This is a genomic window from Arthrobacter sp. R4 (assembly GCF_051365025.1).
GTDB lineage: Bacteria > Actinomycetota > Actinomycetes > Actinomycetales > Micrococcaceae > Arthrobacter.
The window spans coordinates 83,456-98,385 of sequence record NZ_JBLWIJ010000033.1 but is presented as its reverse complement, the minus strand read 5'-3'; the positions used below and the strand labels follow the sequence as shown (position 1 = coordinate 98,385).

Below are 14,930 nucleotides of genomic sequence, written 5' to 3'. Positions count from 1 at the left end.
TCAGCCTCCGGCGGGCACGTTCTTGAAGACGTCCGGGTAGTTGTCGAGGACGCTGATGCGATTCAACGGCCACGCGATGACGGCCGCCTTGCCTTCGATGTCAGCGAGGTTGACGAAGCCGCCGTTGGCTTCCATGTGGGCCCGTGAATCGGCCGAGTGGTTGCGGTTGTCGCCCATGACCCATACCTTTCCTTCCGGAACAACGACATCGAAGTTACGGATCTCCGGGATTTCGGCGGCGTTGACGTAGCTCTCGTCTACCGGGGCTCCGTTGATGGTCAGTTTACCGCCGGCGTCGCAGCAGATCACGTGGTCGCCGGGCAGTCCGATGACGCGCTTGACGAGATGCTGCTCCGAGTCGTCCGGCAGCAGGCCCACAAATGTCAGGCCGTCCTGAACCCAGGTGAACGGCCCCTCAGTCTTCTCCGGGGCGGCAGCCAGCCAGCCCTGGGTGTCCCGGAAGACCACCACATCGCCATGCGAGAGGGCGAAAGGTTCGGGAACCAGCAAGTTGACGAAAATACGGTCGTTGACGTCCAGGGTGCTGACCATGGATTCGGACGGAATGTAGAACGCGCGGAACAGGAAAGTCTTGATCAGGAATGAGAGCACCACAGCGATCACCACCACCGTGGCGATTTCCTTCAGCCAGACAAAGAGGGGGCCCGGCGCCGAAGGCTCCGCCCGGGGAGCAGAAGAGTGCTTCCCGGCGGCCGGGCTGGCGGGGGCGCCTCCCTCGGCTTTAGCCGGCGCGGATTCCGGAACGGCTGCAGCGGCGTCCGGTTCGGCAGCAGCACGGGCGGCGGGGGCTTCAGGGCCACCGTCATGGCCAGGATCGGGGATCCGGGCGTGGTTCTCGGGCATCTACTGTCCGTCCTCTGTTGTTGGTCCTGCCTGCTGCGGCCGTGCTACTGCAGCAAATCTATCAAGCGGCCAGATTATCTGGACGGGCCGGCCGATCACCCTGTCCAGCGGCACCATTCCGCCGCCCGGGGCACCAAGCAGGCTGCGGGAGTCGGCGGACAGGGACCGGTGGTCCCCGAGCAGCCACAGCCGCCCTTCCGGCACTTCGGCGGTGAAGGCCTGCCGGCTGGCCACATCCCCCGGGAAGAGATACGGTTCGTCCAATGGCGCACCGTTCACGGTGATCTTTCCGTCGGTGTCACAGCACACCACAGTATCTCCGGGAACGCCGATCACCCTCTTGACGTAGGTAGTGTCGCTTCCGACGAGCCCCATCCATTGGGCGGCGGCCGCCGCCGCATCCGCCAGGGGCCCCTTCCCGCTGTTCAACGGGGCGAACGAGCCCCGTCCGTCAAAGACCACGACGTCACCACGGCGGACGGGTTCCGTCTGGAAGTCCGTCCTCGAGACCAGGATGCGGTCTCCGCCCTGCAAAAGCGGCTCCATGGATTCGGACGGTATGTAATAGACATCCAGCCACAGCGAGCGGATGAGTCCGCTGATGGCAACGGCGAGCAGGAGCGCCAGGAACGCAAAACGCCAGCCCATTCTTCTGGGCTGGCGTTTTGTCTGGTCCATGAATCCGTATCCTGGGGCGCTGTGGCGGTTGGCTCCGGCGCTGGCCTGGTACGGCTGTGGCCCTGCCTTGTAGGTCCGGGGGACTTACTTGGCGGTGGTGAAGTCGCGCTTTTCCTTGATCTTTGCGGCCTTGCCGCGCAGGGCGCGCATGTAGTACAGCTTGGCGCGACGGACGTCGCCCTTGCTGACGAGCTCGATCTTGTCGATGATCGGGGAGTGTACCGGGAAGGTACGCTCCACACCGACGCCGAAGGAGACCTTGCGGACCGTGAAGGTTTCGCGGATGCCGTCGCCCTGGCGGCCCAGGACGAAGCCCTGGAATACCTGGACACGGGAGTTCTTGCCTTCGATGATGTTCACGTGCACCTTGAGGGTGTCACCTGCGCGGAACGCAGGAACGTCGGTGCGCAGCGAGGCTGCATCTACGGAATCGAGAATATGCATAATTCCACTCCTGGTGAACGCCACAGGTCATTCACTTTGGGTCACGGCGGCCAAGCCCGGAGGCGCTTGCGCGAGCCGGAAATTGCCGTCGAAAGTTTTGTGGTCCGGTTCCGTCACTGATTGGCGGCACCGGGGTGTCCCGCTGTTGGTTGCGCTCCCCCTGTGGCAGGTGCGGACCCAGCAGACACAAGGACTAATTTTGCCACATCCGGCGGCTTACAGCCAATCGTCGCCGGCGGGGCGGCGCGGTCAGTTGGGCGCGTCAGGCCGCGGCCGAAGACGGCCGTCGACGACGTCGTACCCCAGGTCGGCGAGAGCGGTCCGGTCCGCGCGGGGTAACTTCCCGGCGTCGAAAGTTTCCAGGAGGTCAGGGCGGCGTTCAGCCGTCCGCCGAAACTGCTCATGGCGGCGCCACTGGGCGATCTTGCCGTGGTTGCCGCTCAGCAGCACTTCCGGCACTTCCCGGTCCCGCCAGACGGAGGGTTTGGTGTAAACGGGGTACTCGAGCAGCCCGTCCGAGTGGGACTCCTCCACCAGGGACTCGGGGTTCCCGACAACGCCGGGCAGCAGGCGGCCAATGGCCTCCACCATGGCCAGTACGGCCACTTCGCCGCCGTTAAGGACGTAGTCTCCCAGGCTCATGGGCCGCACGGTAAAATGTTCCTCCGCCCATTCGATGACGCGCTCGTCAATGCCCTCGTATCGTCCGCAGGCGAAGACAAGCTGATCCTCTTCGGCCAGTTCATGCGCCAGTGCCTGGCTGAAGCGCTCCCCCGCCGGCGAGGGGACGATCAGCACAGGCTTGGCTGATTTGTCTCCACCCGTTGCGGCCACGGAGGCCAGGGCCTGCGCCCAGGGTTCTGCCTTCATCACCATGCCGGCACCGCCGCCGTAGGGTGTGTCATCCACCGAGCGGTGCTTGTCCGTGGTGAAGTCGCGCAGGTCGTGGACGCGAAGGTCCAGCAGGCCGTCCTGGCGGGCCTTGCCGATGAGGGACAGCTCCAGGGGCGCCAGGTATTCCGGGAAGATGCTGACGACGTCGATTCTCATCTACGCGTTGTCCTCCGGCCCGGCCGCACCGGCGTCGTCGGTGTTGATGTCAAAGAGGCCATCCGGCGGCGTCAGCAGGACAAACCCCTCGGCGACGTTGACCTCGGGCACGATCTGTTCCACGAACGGGATCAGGATTTCCTTACCGTCCGGGGCTTCGACCACCAGCAGGTCCTGGACGGGCATGGTGTGCAGGGCTGCGATCTTGCCCACCACCTGCGAGCCGACCCGGGCCTCGAGTCCTACCAGTTCGTGCTCGTACCAGCCTTCGTCGTCGTCCTCGTCCAGCTCTTCGGTTTCGATGAACAGTTTGGCGCCGCGGAGGGTCTCGGCCTGGTTGCGGGTTTCGATTCCCTCGAAGGCAAGCAGGAGGATGTCCTTGTTCCAGCGCGCACTTTCAACAGTGAGCGGGCCGGCCGAGGCAGGTTCCACCACAAACTCGGTGCCGGGAACGAACCTGTCCGCCGGGGCGTCAGTCAGCACCTGGACCGTCACTTCCCCGCGGATTCCATGCGGTTTGCCGATTCGTGCCACCTGAAGCTGCATCTGGTCCTCTGTTCGTGGTTGTGCTGGGGTTAGGCGTTGTGGTGAAAGCACTCCGGCCCCTCCACCGTTGGTGGAAGGGCCGGAGCAAAACTGATGTTGCCGAGCGCTTTAGCGGCGGCGGTCGGTGTCGACGACGTCGACCCTTACCGGCTCGCCGTCAGCCAGTGCCGCCACAACGGTGCGCAGTGCGCGTGCCGTGCGGCCCTGGCGGCCGATCACCCGTCCGAGATCGTCCTGGTGAACGCGCACTTCGAGGGTGTCCCCGCGGCGGTTGTTCTTCGAGGTGACCTTGACGTCTTCCGGGGAATCAACGATTCCGCGGACCAGGTGTTCGAGCGCTTCAGCCAGCAATCTACTCAGCCTCGGTGGTCTCGGCTTCGGCTTCGGCCGGGGCGTCGGACTGCTTGGACTTCTTGGTGATCGCTTCCGGGATGATCACGGAACCCTTCTCCGGAGCAACGAAGGCAGCCTTCGGAGCTTTGGTCTTCAGGGTGCCTTCCTGGCCCGGGAGGCCCTTGAACTTCTGCCAGTCACCGGTGATCTTGAGGATCGCGGCAACCTGCTCGGACGGCTGGGCGCCGACGGACAGCCAGTACTGGGCACGCTCGGAGTCAACCTCGATGTATGAGGGCTCTTCGGTGGGGTGGTACTTGCCGATTTCTTCGATTGCACGGCCATCACGCTTGGTGCGTGAGTCCGCAACAACGATGCGGTAGTACGGTGCGCGCATCTTGCCAAAGCGCTTAAGGCGAATCTTTACGGCCACTTTTGTGGTCACTCCTGTTTCAGAAAAGGGGTGAACCCGGCGTTCTGCACCCGTGGGGCGGGCCATACTTGAGGGTTCGAAGGACAGGATCCAGACGCGGAGAGAGGGGCCACGCAGATCGAGTACCTGTTTATTGTGCCAGATCAGCGCCCGGATTTCGACTTGGGACCGATCCGCCGGACACCGGCGATGCTCCCACGTTGCTCAGGATGACCAGACGTACAGCCCGGTGCGGTCGGCATCCTCGATTCCACTGGCCAGCTCTGCCAGCTGCTGTACGTATTTCCTGGCTTCGGCCGCACCGAATGGCATGTCGTCCTGGGCCGCCCACTTTTCGGCGACGTCATCGAGTACATTGCCCTCCCCCTCGGTCTCATAGCTGAGCAGCTCAGCGAGCGCCCGGACCATGGCGGGCGGAACACCCAGCAGTGAATCGCTGGCCACATCCACCATGGCCAGTTCATAGTCCGCACCACCGGCATGGACGGCCGCGCCGGCGAGGTCCCCTAGCTGTTCAATTTCGAAGTCACTGATCCCGGGAATCCGAAGGCCGGGCGTGGAGGGGGAACCGCCGTCGTCCAGTATCCCGGCACGCTTCAGCGCGGCGTCGTGGGTTGAAACAAAGATTTCGGTGAAGCCCATGGGAATCGCCCTCATTCCGTCGACGGTGCGGCTCTGGCAGGCAGCTGCAGAGCTGCCCCGGCCGTTCGGAATCAGCCTAGTACACGGCTCCGCGCTCCCTGGGCCGCCGCACCCGGCTTAGCGCACAGCGACCCGGATGCTGTTTCGCCAAGGGTCCTCGAAGCGCAACTCGGCCCCCGTATGGTGGCTGGCAACCCCGGCGACCTTCAGCCGATCGGCAAGTGCGCCGACGTCATCTCCGGACGGCACCTCAATGAGCACCTCCCCCAGGCCGAGGGTATCTTTCCGGGGACCGGCGCCGCGGCTGTTCCAGACGTTCATGGCCATGTGGTGGTGGTAGCGCCCGGCTGACACAAAAAGCGCCTGGCCATGCCAGCCCGCCGTCTTCTCGAACCCCAACGTGCCGACATAGAAATCGTGGGCGGTGTGGACGTCGCCCACCTGGAGGTGGACGTGGCCCACCCCGGCCGCCGTCCGCTGCTGGCCCTCAACGGATTCCTGGGTCAGATGCTCCTGCAGGTAGCGCTGCGGAGGCAGTGCCAGGCTGTCCATGACCACGTCCGTTCCGTTCCAGGACCAGTTTTTGCGCGGCCGGTCCCAGTAGAGTTCGATGCCGTTGCCCTCCGGGTCGTTGAAATAGAAGGCTTCACTGACCAAGTGGTCCGCACTGCCCGTGAACGAGCGGGGCTCATATTGGGCCGCCGTAGCGACTGTGGCCGCCAGTGCCGCCTGGTCCTCAAAGAGCAGCGCCGTGTGGAACAGCCCGGCCTCGCCCCTGCCAGGAAGAGTCAGCCCGGGGGCGGCGGCCAGATGCACTAGCGGCTTTCCGAGCCGGCCCATGTAGAGGCCACCGTCCTGTTCGGCCACCACGTCCAGGCCCAGTGCGCGCTGGTAGTAGTCAGTCATGAGCTTCATGTCGCCGACCTTCAGCATCACCGTGCCCATGGTGAGCTCGGCAGGTAGAAGGTCCTGGCTGGTGGATTCTGCAGTCATCGAAAACTCCCGGTCCAACGGCCGCCGGATTTCGGAGGCCTCTACTCTTCTAAATTACTTGAAGCTTCAATTTATTCCCAGCTGTACGATGCGTGATCTTCGGCGGTCAGCGGATCACCTCGCCCCGCAACACGACGTGCCGAAGTGAGGCAACTGTGGCGGGGACGCGCCGCGGATCTTCCCTGCAGATCACCACGTCTGCGCTGGCACCCTCGGAGATCCCCTCAGCGCCGAGCCACGTCCGCGCACCCCAGCAGGCAGCATCCAGGGCCGCCGCAGGAGGGAGGCCCGCCCGGTGCAGCGACAGGATTTCGTCGGCGATCCGTCCGTGCCGGATGACGCTGCCGGCATCTGTCCCGGCATAGATCCGCACGCCTGCTTCGAAGGCTTCGTACACGCGCTCGTACCTGCGTTCCCACAGCGCGTGCATGTGCTCGGCGTACCGCGGGAATTTCGCTTCGGCCTGGCGGGCGATGTCCGGGAAGGTGTCGATGTTGATCAGCGTCGGAACGATGGGGACACCCTGGGCGGCGAGCCGGGGAACGTGCCGGGGCAGCAATCCGGTGGCGTGCTCGATGCAGTCGATGCCGGCGTCGAGCATCTGGTCAAGGGTGTCTTCGGCGAAGCAGTGCGCGGTCACCCGTGCGCCCTCGTCGTGGGCCGCCTGCACGGCATCGCGGACGACGGCGTCGGGAAACGACGGTGCGAGGTCTCCGGCGTCGCGGTCAATCCAGTCCCCCACGAGCTTGACCCAGCCATCACCGGCCCTCGCCTGCTTCCGCACGGCCTCCACCAGGCCGTCTGGCTCCACCTCGACGGCGAAATCCCGCAGGTAGCGCCGGGACCGGGCAATATGCCGCCCGGCGCGGATAAGCCTGGGCATGTCGTGACGCTGCTGCAGCCAACGCGTGTCGCTTGCCGCCCCGGCATCACGGACCAGGAGCGTGCCTGCGTCGCGGTCGGTGCGGGCCTGTTCTTCAGCCATCGCATCCGGGACGACGCCGCCGGGTCCCAGGCCAACGTGGCAGTGGGCATCAACGAACCCGGGAAGGACCCAGCCTCCCAGCACAGCATCGGGGGAAGTGGGGGGCCTGTGGAACGTGAGACGGCCGTCGACGGACCAGAGGCCCCGCCGTTCCTCATTCGGTCCGGTGAGCACTGTTCCGCTGAATTCGATGATTCCCGCCATCGGACCAGCCTAATCCGCGCAAGATGGTCAGCCTGTCAAGTCACATCCTCCCCACTTGGACCTGTGGTAGCTTCATCTAGACCACACGGGAGCCCTTGCAGGGGCTGAGATCAGGCTGACGCAGCCTGCGACCGTTGAACCTGTCCGGGTAATGCCGGCGAAGGAAGTGAGTATTCATTGAGTACACCAGAAACACGGCTGATTGCTGCCCAAAATGAGACTGCCAAGGGGAAAGCCGGCACTGAGACCCAGTCGCTGAAATCCCATTCGTTGGCGTTCATCAGTGACGAGGCCACCGGAATCCGGGTTCCGGTAACGGAAATTGCGCTGGAACCATCGCCCAACGGCGAGGCGAACGGCCCTTTCCGGACGTACCGCACCGCCGGCCCTGGGAGTGATCCGGTGGTGGGCCTGGACCCGTTCCGCTCGGAATGGATCGCGGCCCGTGGCGACACCGAGCCCTACAGCGGCCGGGAACGGAACCTGCTCGACGACGGCAAGTCGGCAGTACGCCGCGGCGCAGCCTCCGCAGAGTGGAAGGGAGCACAGCCGGTGCCCCGCCGCGCCGTCGACGGCCGGACAGTCACCCAGATGCACTACGCAAAGCAGGGTGTCATCACCCCGGAGATGCAGTTCGTTGCCCTCCGCGAAAACTGTGACGTGGAACTGGTCCGCAGCGAAGTGGCGGCAGGCCGCGCCATCATCCCCAACAACATCAACCACCCGGAATCCGAGCCGATGATCATCGGCAAGGCCTTCCTGGTCAAGATCAACGCCAATATCGGCAACTCGGCTGTGACAAGTTCCATCGCCCAGGAAGTGGACAAACTGCAGTGGGCAACCCAGTGGGGAGCCGACACCGTGATGGACCTGTCCACCGGCGATGACATCCACACCACGCGTGAGTGGATCATCCGCAACTCCCCCGTCCCCATCGGCACGGTGCCCATCTACCAGGCGCTGGAGAAGGTCAATGGCGAGGCCAACAAACTGACGTGGGAGATCTTCCGCGACACCGTGATTGAGCAGTGCGAGCAGGGCGTGGACTACATGACCATCCACGCCGGAGTGCTGCTGCGCTACGTGCCGCTGACGGCCAACCGTGTCACCGGCATCGTTTCCCGTGGCGGTTCCATCATGGCCGGCTGGTGCCTCGCGCATCACCAGGAGAACTTCCTGTACACCCACTTCGACGAGCTGTGCGAAATTTTCGCCAAGTACGACGTCGCTTTCTCCCTCGGCGACGGGCTGCGCCCGGGAGCGACGGCGGACGCCAACGATGCCGCCCAGTTCGCCGAGCTGGATACGCTGGCTGAACTGACGCAGCGCGCCTGGGAATTCGACGTGCAGGTGATGGTGGAAGGACCCGGCCACGTACCGTTCCACCTTGTCCGGGAGAATGTGGAACGCCAGCAGGAGCTCTGCAAGGGGGCCCCGTTCTACACCCTCGGACCGCTCGTCACGGACATAGCACCCGGCTACGACCACATCACCTCCGCCATCGGGGCCACCGAGATCGCCCGCTACGGCACCGCCATGCTCTGCTACGTCACGCCTAAGGAGCACCTCGGCCTGCCCAACAAGGACGATGTGAAGACGGGTGTGATCACCTACAAGATCGCGGCCCACGCCGCCGACCTGGCCAAGGGCCACCCTGGCGCCCACGAGCGGGACGACGCCCTGTCAAAGGCGCGGTTCGAGTTCCGCTGGCGGGACCAGTTCGCACTGTCCCTGGACCCGGTCACTGCGGAAGCCTTCCATGACGAAACCCTGCCTGCCGAGCCGGCCAAAACCGCCCACTTCTGTTCCATGTGCGGCCCCAAGTTCTGCTCCATGAGGATCAGCCAGGACATCCGGGATGAGTATGGCTCGGCTGAATCCCAGGCAGCCCTGGCGGAGATGGCGGCCGGGATGCGAGAAAAGAGCGTGGAGTTCCTCGCGGCAGGCGGGAAGGTTTACCTGCCTGACCTGGAGGTGCCTTCGCGCTAACGCGTCAGGAGGCCCGGGCTGACCGGCCGCGGCTGACGTCGCCCACGAACGCCCGGATGGCGTGATCGCCTTCCGCCGAATCCTGGGGCCGGTGCCCGCCCGCAGCAATGCGGTGCAGGGCACCGGTTTCGCGGAGGTATCCGGCGATCTCTTCATACAGCGGCTCCCAGCCGCCGGTCAGCACCAGCGTTGGCACACCCGGGACGATATGCAGCGGCGCCTCCCAGGCCGGGGCCTGCAGCCGGAGCCGCCGGGCGGAGCGTCGTTCCTCCTGGGTGGCGGGCTCCTGGAGGTCCGCAGCATAGACGCGGCGGACGAACTCCCGTTGGAAATCCTCGTCACCCAGCTGGTGGCGGACATCAAACAGCGGCTGCATGAGCTCCCGGTGCGCCGCCGTCGCCGGCAGTTCCGCGGTCAACGACAGGCAGGCCGGCTCCACGAGCGTCAGCGAATACACCAGGTCGGGGCGCTCGACGGCGGCCATCATGGCGGAGATCGCCCCTTGGGAATGCGCCACAACGTGGCCACCGGCGGCGCCCCTGCCGTCGTCGGCGAGGGATCTCAAAACGATGGCGGTGTCCTCCGCAAAGGAGGACTCGACCGGTTCAGCAACAGAGTCAAAGCCGTGGCGCCGGAGAAACAGGGCGTCGTAGGTCAGTGCCATGCCGTGCTGCCGGGGCCAGGCCGCTGAGCCGAAGCTTCCGGCGCCGTGCACGAACACTACCCGCTGCTTGAACATGACCCAACCCTATTCCACGGCTCCGACATCCCAACTGGGTAGCAGCAGGTGTCGTTTTGAGCGCTCATAACGACATCTGCTGCTACCCAGTTGGGCGATGCGATTACTTGCCGAGGAACTTGTCGAAGCCCTTGGGCAGGTTCAGCTGCGAAGGATCGAAGTCACCGGACTGCTGGCCAAACGCCGCACCCGTGGGGAGCGCCTTGGCCGCTCCGGCGCGCCGCGCCTCGGCGTCCTTGAGCTCCTGGGCTGCCTTGGCCGGGTTACCGGAGCGGGCCTTCTTCTTCGGGGCATTCTTGGCCCCCTTGCGTGCGCCGCCGCCTGGGCCGCCCATTCCCGGCATGCCTGGCATTCCCGGCATGCCGCCGCCCTGGGCCATCTTCTTCATCATCTTCTGGGCCTGGGCAAAACGTTCGAGCAGCCCATTGACTTCGGAGACGTGGACGCCCGAACCGCGGGCAATGCGGGCCCGGCGGGAGCCATTGATGATTTTGGGGGCAACGCGCTCGTGCGGGGTCATGGACCGGACGATTGCCTCGACGCGGTCGATTTCCCGCTCGTCGAACTGCTCGAGCTGCTGGCGGATGTTCTGCGCACCCGGCATCATCATGAGCATTTTCTTCATGGAGCCCATGTTGCGGATCTGCTGCATCTGGGCCAGGAAGTCGTCCAGGGTGAAGTCTTCCTGGTCGGCGAACTTCTTCGCCATCCGGGCTGCTTCGTCCTTGTCCCAGTTCTTTTCCGCCTGCTCGATGAGGGTCAGGACATCGCCCATATCCAGGATGCGGGAGGCCATCCGGTCCGGGTGGAAGAGCTCGAAGTCGTCCAGGCCTTCGCCGGTGGAGGCGAACATGACGGGCTTGCCGGTTACCGACGCAACAGAGAGGGCGGCACCACCGCGGGCGTCGCCGTCGAGCTTTGACAGCACGATACCGGTGAAATTAACGCCCTCGTCAAAGGCCATCGCCGTGTTCACGGCGTCCTGGCCGATCATGGAGTCGATCACGAACAGCACTTCGTTGGGAACGATGGCCCGGCGGATCTGCCGTGCCTGCTCCATCATGTCGGCGTCGACGCCGAGGCGGCCGGCGGTGTCCACGATCACTACGTCGTGGAGCTTCTGGCGAGCTTCTTCGACGCCGGCGCGGGCCACTGCTACGGGATCGCCCGCGGGGTGCTCCAGCTCATGGGTGGCCCCGGGGTGGGGTGCGTAAACCGGAACGCCGGCGCGCTTGCCCACCACCTGGAGCTGGGTGACGGCATTGGGCCGCTGGAGGTCGCAGGCCACCAGGATGGGGCTATGGCCCTGTGCCTTGAGCCATTTGGACAGCTTGCCGGCGAGGGTGGTCTTACCCGCGCCCTGGAGGCCGGCGAGCATGATGATCGTGGGGCCGGTCTTGGCCAGGCGGATCCGGCGGGTCTCGCCGCCCAGGATCTCAACCAGTTCCTCATTGACGATCTTGACGATCTGCTGGCTGGGATTCAGCGCGCCGGAGACCTCTTCGCCAAGGGCCCGCTCGCGGACGCGGGCGGTGAATTCGCGGACCACCGGAACGGCAACGTCTGCATCCAGCAGGGCACGGCGGATCTCCCGGACGGTGGCGTCGACATCAGCCTCGGTGAGGCGGCCCTTGCCACGAAGATTCTTGAAGGTTGCTGTCAACCGGTCAGAGAGTGAATTGAACACGCGCCGTGCACTTCTTTCAGTGGATGGACGGATGGCGGCCCTTCGGCACACCAGCGCCTCGGCTGTTGTTTCCAACTGCTTCGGCGACGGGACTCGACTATCTAGGGTACCAAGACAGACCTTCAAGATGGCATGCTGGCAAGGTGACGAGCCAAACGACTGTAAAAACCCTGCTCATTCTTGGCGCTTCCGGCGATCTCACAGGCCGCCTGCTGCTGCCCGGACTCGCCCGGCTCGTGGCGAAGGGCCGCGCCGAAGGGCTCAAACTCGTCGGGGCCGGCTCCGATGCCTGGACCGCGGAGCAGTGGCAGGCGCGGGTCCATGATGCCTTTGCCGCCGCCTCCGAGTCCGCTGACGCCGCAGGGCGCGAGGCTTTGTCGGCCATGGAGGCCGGAACGGCTTACCATCAGCTGGATGTCACAGCGGACGGGCCGCTCGCGTCCTTGCTGGCCTCGCTGGACGCACCGGCGGCCGTATATTTCGCCCTTCCGCCGCAGGTCAGCCAGCGGGCCTGCGAAACCCTCAGGCCGGGCCAGGTACCCGCCGGCACGCGGCTGGTCATGGAGAAGCCGTTCGGCTCCAGCGAGGAATCAGCCCGTTCCCTGAATCGGACGCTCACAGCACTGGTTCCGGAAGACCACATCCACCGCGTGGACCATTTCCTGGGCAAGGCGACGGTGCTTAACATTCTGGGTCTGCGCTTTGCCAACACCTTCCTGGAACCCGTCTGGAACCGCGATCACGTTGAGAAGGTGGAGATTATCTTTGACGAGGATCTCGCGCTGGAAGGGCGGGCGCGCTATTACGACACTGCCGGCGCCCTGCGCGACATGATCCAGAGCCACCTCCTGCACATCATGGCGGTGATGGCCCTCGAACCCCCGGCCACGATCGGCGAACGAGACCTTCGTGACGCCATCTCCACGGTGCTACGTGCCAGCAGCATCAAGGCACCGTACGCACAGTCCACTAGGCGGGCGAGATATTCCGCCGGGCTGCTTTCCGGGAAGCAGGTCCCGGACTATGCCAAGGAAACAGGGGTTGACCCTGGCCGGCAAACAGAGACGCTGGCGGAAGTCACGGTGGAGATCGACAACTGGCGCTGGCAGGGCGTCCCCTTCATCCTGCGCTCGGGCAAGGCGCTAGGCGTGAAGCGCAAGGAAGCTGTAGTCACGTTCCGCCCTGTACCCCATTTGCCCGCCGGCTTCACGGGGGTGGACGCGCCCAACCAGCTGCGGATCGGATTTGGACCGGACACCCTGGACCTGGACGTTGATGTGAACGGCCCCGGAGACATTTTCAGCCTGGACCGTGCCACCCTCCATGCCGGGCTGAACGCCTCCGAGCTGCTTCCCTACGGCGAAGTGTTGGAGGGAGTGCTCAACGGGGACCCCCTGCTGTCCGTCCGCGGCGACACCGCCGAGGACTGTTGGCGGATTGTTGAGCCGGTCCTCAAAGCCTGGTCGCGCGGCACGGCGCCAGTGGAGGAGTACGACGCCGGGTCCTCGGGTCCCGCAGGCTGGTCCGGGCCGGTGCAGGGGAAGTAAGAGGGCAAACGCCAGAGCGGGCAGGTAACCTTTCCAGGTTCCTGCCCGCTCTGCGCTTCTGAATGGTGCTGCTGACTGCCCGACGGGGCTAGATGGCGGCGACGCCGCGTTCGCCGGTGCGGACCCGGACCGCTTCGAATACATCCATGGTCCAGACCTTGCCGTCCCCCGCGCGTCCCGTATTGGAACTTGCGATGATGACGTCCAGGATGTCGTCGGCCTGCTCGTCCGTGGCCAGCACCTCGACCCTGATCTTCGGCAGGAGGTCCACGTTGTATTCAGCTCCCCGGTACACCTCCGTGTAGCCGCGTTGCCGGCCGTAGCCGCTTGCCGCGCTGACCGTCAGTCCCTGGACGCCATAGGCTTCCAGGCCTTCCCGGATGGCCTCGAGCTTCTCCGGCCTGACGATTGCTGTGATCAGTTTCATGCCCCCACGCTTTCCTTGCCTGTTGCTGATTCAGTCTTCTTGGAATCGGCGCTTGCGCCCTGTTCCGGTGCACCCTTGCCGGTGATCAGTTCATGAAGGGGCTGGAAGCTGCCACCGTGGCCGCCCACACCGAACTCGTAAGCGGTCTCAGCATGCAGGCTGAGGTCAACACCAACGACTTCCTGCTCATCCGAGACCCTGAAGCCCATCGTCTTGTGGATGGCAAACGCGATGATCGCGGTAAGGATTGCGGAGTAGGCGATGGCGATGCCGGCTGCTGCCAACTGCGCCCACATCTGGGTCATGCCGCCGCCGTAGAAGAGGCCGCCGCCCACGCCATCGGTGGGGAGGGCGATGAAGCCCAGTGCGACGGTGCCGATGATGCCCGAAACGAGGTGGACACCCACGACATCCAGGGAGTCATCGAAGCCCCAGCGGAACTTGAGTCCAACTGCAAGGGCGGAGGCGACGCCGGCCACGACGCCGAGGCCGAGGGCACCGACAGGGCTGACGTTGGCGCAGGCAGGGGTGATCGCAACCAGGCCGGCCACGACGCCCGAAGCGGCACCGAGGGACGTCGGGTGGCCGTCGCGGATGCGTTCAGTGATGAGCCAGCCGATCATGGCCGCGGCAGGTGCTGCGAGGGTGTTGACCCAGATCAGACCGCCCTGCTCAGCGCTGGAGGCCAGGCCTCCGTTGAAGCCGAACCAGCCGAACCACAGAATGGCAGCCCCGAGCATCACGAACGGAATGTTGTGCGGGCGGTGGTTCGGGTCCTTGCCGAATCCCCTGCGGTTGCCGATGATCAGGACGAGGATCAGCGCGGCCACACCGGCGTTGATGTGAACCACGGTGCCGCCGGCAAAGTCGATGGCCGGGCCGAGTGCCTGGCCGATTGCGCCTTCCTCACCGAAGAGGCCGCCGCCCCAGACCATATAGGCCAGCGGGCAGTAGACGAGGGTGACCCAAACGGGGACGAAGACTGACCAGGCGCCGAACTTGGCGCGGTCCGCGATGGCTCCGCTGATCAGGGCCACGGTAATAATGGCGAAGGTTGCTCCGTAGCCGACCAGGATGAGGCCTTCGGGCGCTTCCGCCGTGTTGACGCCTTCAAGGCCGAAGCTGGCGAAGGGGTTTCCGACAATCTGCATGAATCCCTCACCGCCAGTCATGGAGTAACCCCAGAGTACCCAGACAACACTGACGATGCCGATGGAGATGAAGCTCATCATCATCATGTTCAGTGCGGCCTTGGCGCGCGTCATGCCGCCGTAGAAAAATGCCAGGCCCGGTGTCATAAACAGCACGAGCGCTGCCGCCACCATGAGCCATACGTGACCTGCGGTAAGTTCCATGGTGCACGTCCTCT

16 protein-coding genes and 1 riboswitch are annotated in these 14,930 nt (G+C 64.9%); of the genes, 2 read left to right on the top strand and 14 right to left on the bottom strand.

The genetic code is table 11. The annotated features are described in order from the left end of the window. The 10 genes from lepB (ACLKOZ_RS19510) to ACLKOZ_RS19465 form a co-directional block, all read right to left on the bottom strand. A complete protein-coding gene (lepB, locus tag ACLKOZ_RS19510) occupies positions 1 to 864 on the bottom strand; it encodes a signal peptidase I (RefSeq protein ID WP_436477533.1) in 864 nt (287 codons plus the stop codon). Beyond that, a complete protein-coding gene (gene lepB, locus ACLKOZ_RS19505; protein ID WP_436477531.1) occupies positions 865 to 1,542 on the bottom strand; it encodes a signal peptidase I in 678 nt (225 codons plus the stop codon). Positions 1,543 to 1,626: 84 nt separating this feature from the next. Further along, a complete protein-coding gene (gene rplS / locus ACLKOZ_RS19500) occupies positions 1,627 to 1,986 on the bottom strand; it encodes a 50S ribosomal protein L19 (protein ID WP_337348897.1) in 360 nt (119 codons plus the stop codon). A 249-nt stretch (positions 1,987 to 2,235) separates the two neighbouring features. Next, positions 2,236 to 3,036: a tRNA (guanosine(37)-N1)-methyltransferase TrmD gene (gene trmD, locus ACLKOZ_RS19495; protein ID WP_436477528.1), complete on the bottom strand. Its 801-nt coding sequence runs from the start codon at positions 3,034 to 3,036 to the stop codon at positions 2,236 to 2,238. Next, positions 3,037 to 3,582: a ribosome maturation factor RimM gene (rimM, locus tag ACLKOZ_RS19490; protein ID WP_337348899.1), complete on the bottom strand. Its 546-nt coding sequence runs from the start codon at positions 3,580 to 3,582 to the stop codon at positions 3,037 to 3,039. It abuts the gene before it with no gap. Positions 3,583 to 3,690: 108 nt separating this feature from the next. Beyond that, positions 3,691 to 3,933, bottom strand: a complete 243-nt coding sequence (locus ACLKOZ_RS19485) for an RNA-binding protein (RefSeq protein WP_066292169.1) — start codon at positions 3,931 to 3,933, stop codon at positions 3,691 to 3,693. A 1-nt stretch (position 3,934) separates the two neighbouring features. After that, a complete protein-coding gene (gene rpsP / locus ACLKOZ_RS19480) occupies positions 3,935 to 4,348 on the bottom strand; it encodes a 30S ribosomal protein S16 (RefSeq protein WP_337348900.1) in 414 nt (137 codons plus the stop codon). 204 nt (positions 4,349 to 4,552) lie between these two features. Continuing rightward, entirely contained in the window at positions 4,553 to 4,990 is a 438-nt protein-coding gene (locus tag ACLKOZ_RS19475; protein ID WP_436477564.1) for a hypothetical protein, read from the bottom strand. A gap of 117 nt (positions 4,991 to 5,107) precedes the next feature. Then, positions 5,108 to 5,983 (bottom strand): VOC family protein, encoded by an 876-nt coding sequence (locus ACLKOZ_RS19470; protein ID WP_337352115.1) that lies wholly within the window; start codon positions 5,981 to 5,983, stop codon positions 5,108 to 5,110. A 106-nt stretch (positions 5,984 to 6,089) separates the two neighbouring features. After that, positions 6,090 to 7,172 carry an amidohydrolase family protein gene (locus ACLKOZ_RS19465; protein ID WP_436477525.1) on the bottom strand — a complete coding sequence of 361 codons (1,083 nt, stop codon included), beginning with the start codon at positions 7,170 to 7,172 and terminating at the stop codon, positions 6,090 to 6,092. A gap of 75 nt (positions 7,173 to 7,247) precedes the next feature. Further along, positions 7,248 to 7,355: riboswitch (TPP riboswitch) on the top strand. On the opposite strand from ACLKOZ_RS19465, the gene thiC reads away from it, so the two are divergent. Continuing rightward, a complete protein-coding gene (thiC, locus tag ACLKOZ_RS19460) occupies positions 7,350 to 9,161 on the top strand; it encodes a phosphomethylpyrimidine synthase ThiC (RefSeq protein WP_436477523.1) in 1,812 nt (603 codons plus the stop codon). Its footprint overlaps the riboswitch before it by 6 nt. Before the next feature lie 4 nt (positions 9,162 to 9,165). Here thiC and ACLKOZ_RS19455 read toward each other — a convergent pair whose 3' ends face one another. Both ACLKOZ_RS19455 and ffh read right to left on the bottom strand, forming a co-directional pair. After that, entirely contained in the window at positions 9,166 to 9,900 is a 735-nt protein-coding gene (locus tag ACLKOZ_RS19455) for an alpha/beta fold hydrolase (RefSeq protein WP_436477521.1), read from the bottom strand. Positions 9,901 to 10,003: 103 nt separating this feature from the next. Further along, positions 10,004 to 11,587 carry a signal recognition particle protein gene (gene ffh / locus ACLKOZ_RS19450; protein WP_337348904.1) on the bottom strand — a complete coding sequence of 528 codons (1,584 nt, stop codon included), beginning with the start codon at positions 11,585 to 11,587 and terminating at the stop codon, positions 10,004 to 10,006. A gap of 143 nt (positions 11,588 to 11,730) precedes the next feature. On the opposite strand from ffh, the gene ACLKOZ_RS19445 reads away from it, so the two are divergent. Beyond that, the gene (locus tag ACLKOZ_RS19445; RefSeq protein WP_436477518.1) at positions 11,731 to 13,134 is read left to right on the top strand and encodes a glucose-6-phosphate dehydrogenase; all 1,404 of its coding nucleotides are present in this window, start codon (positions 11,731 to 11,733) and stop codon (positions 13,132 to 13,134) included. A gap of 88 nt (positions 13,135 to 13,222) precedes the next feature. On the opposite strand, the gene ACLKOZ_RS19440 is transcribed toward ACLKOZ_RS19445, so the two are convergent. Together ACLKOZ_RS19440 and ACLKOZ_RS19435 are read right to left on the bottom strand one after the other, a co-directional pair. Next, entirely contained in the window at positions 13,223 to 13,561 is a 339-nt protein-coding gene (locus tag ACLKOZ_RS19440; protein ID WP_015937412.1) for a P-II family nitrogen regulator, read from the bottom strand. Further along, positions 13,558 to 14,916: an ammonium transporter gene (locus ACLKOZ_RS19435; protein ID WP_337352120.1), complete on the bottom strand. Its 1,359-nt coding sequence runs from the start codon at positions 14,914 to 14,916 to the stop codon at positions 13,558 to 13,560. The genes ACLKOZ_RS19440 and ACLKOZ_RS19435 overlap by 4 nt, the downstream gene beginning before the upstream one ends. Positions 14,917 to 14,930 lie beyond the last annotated feature (14 nt).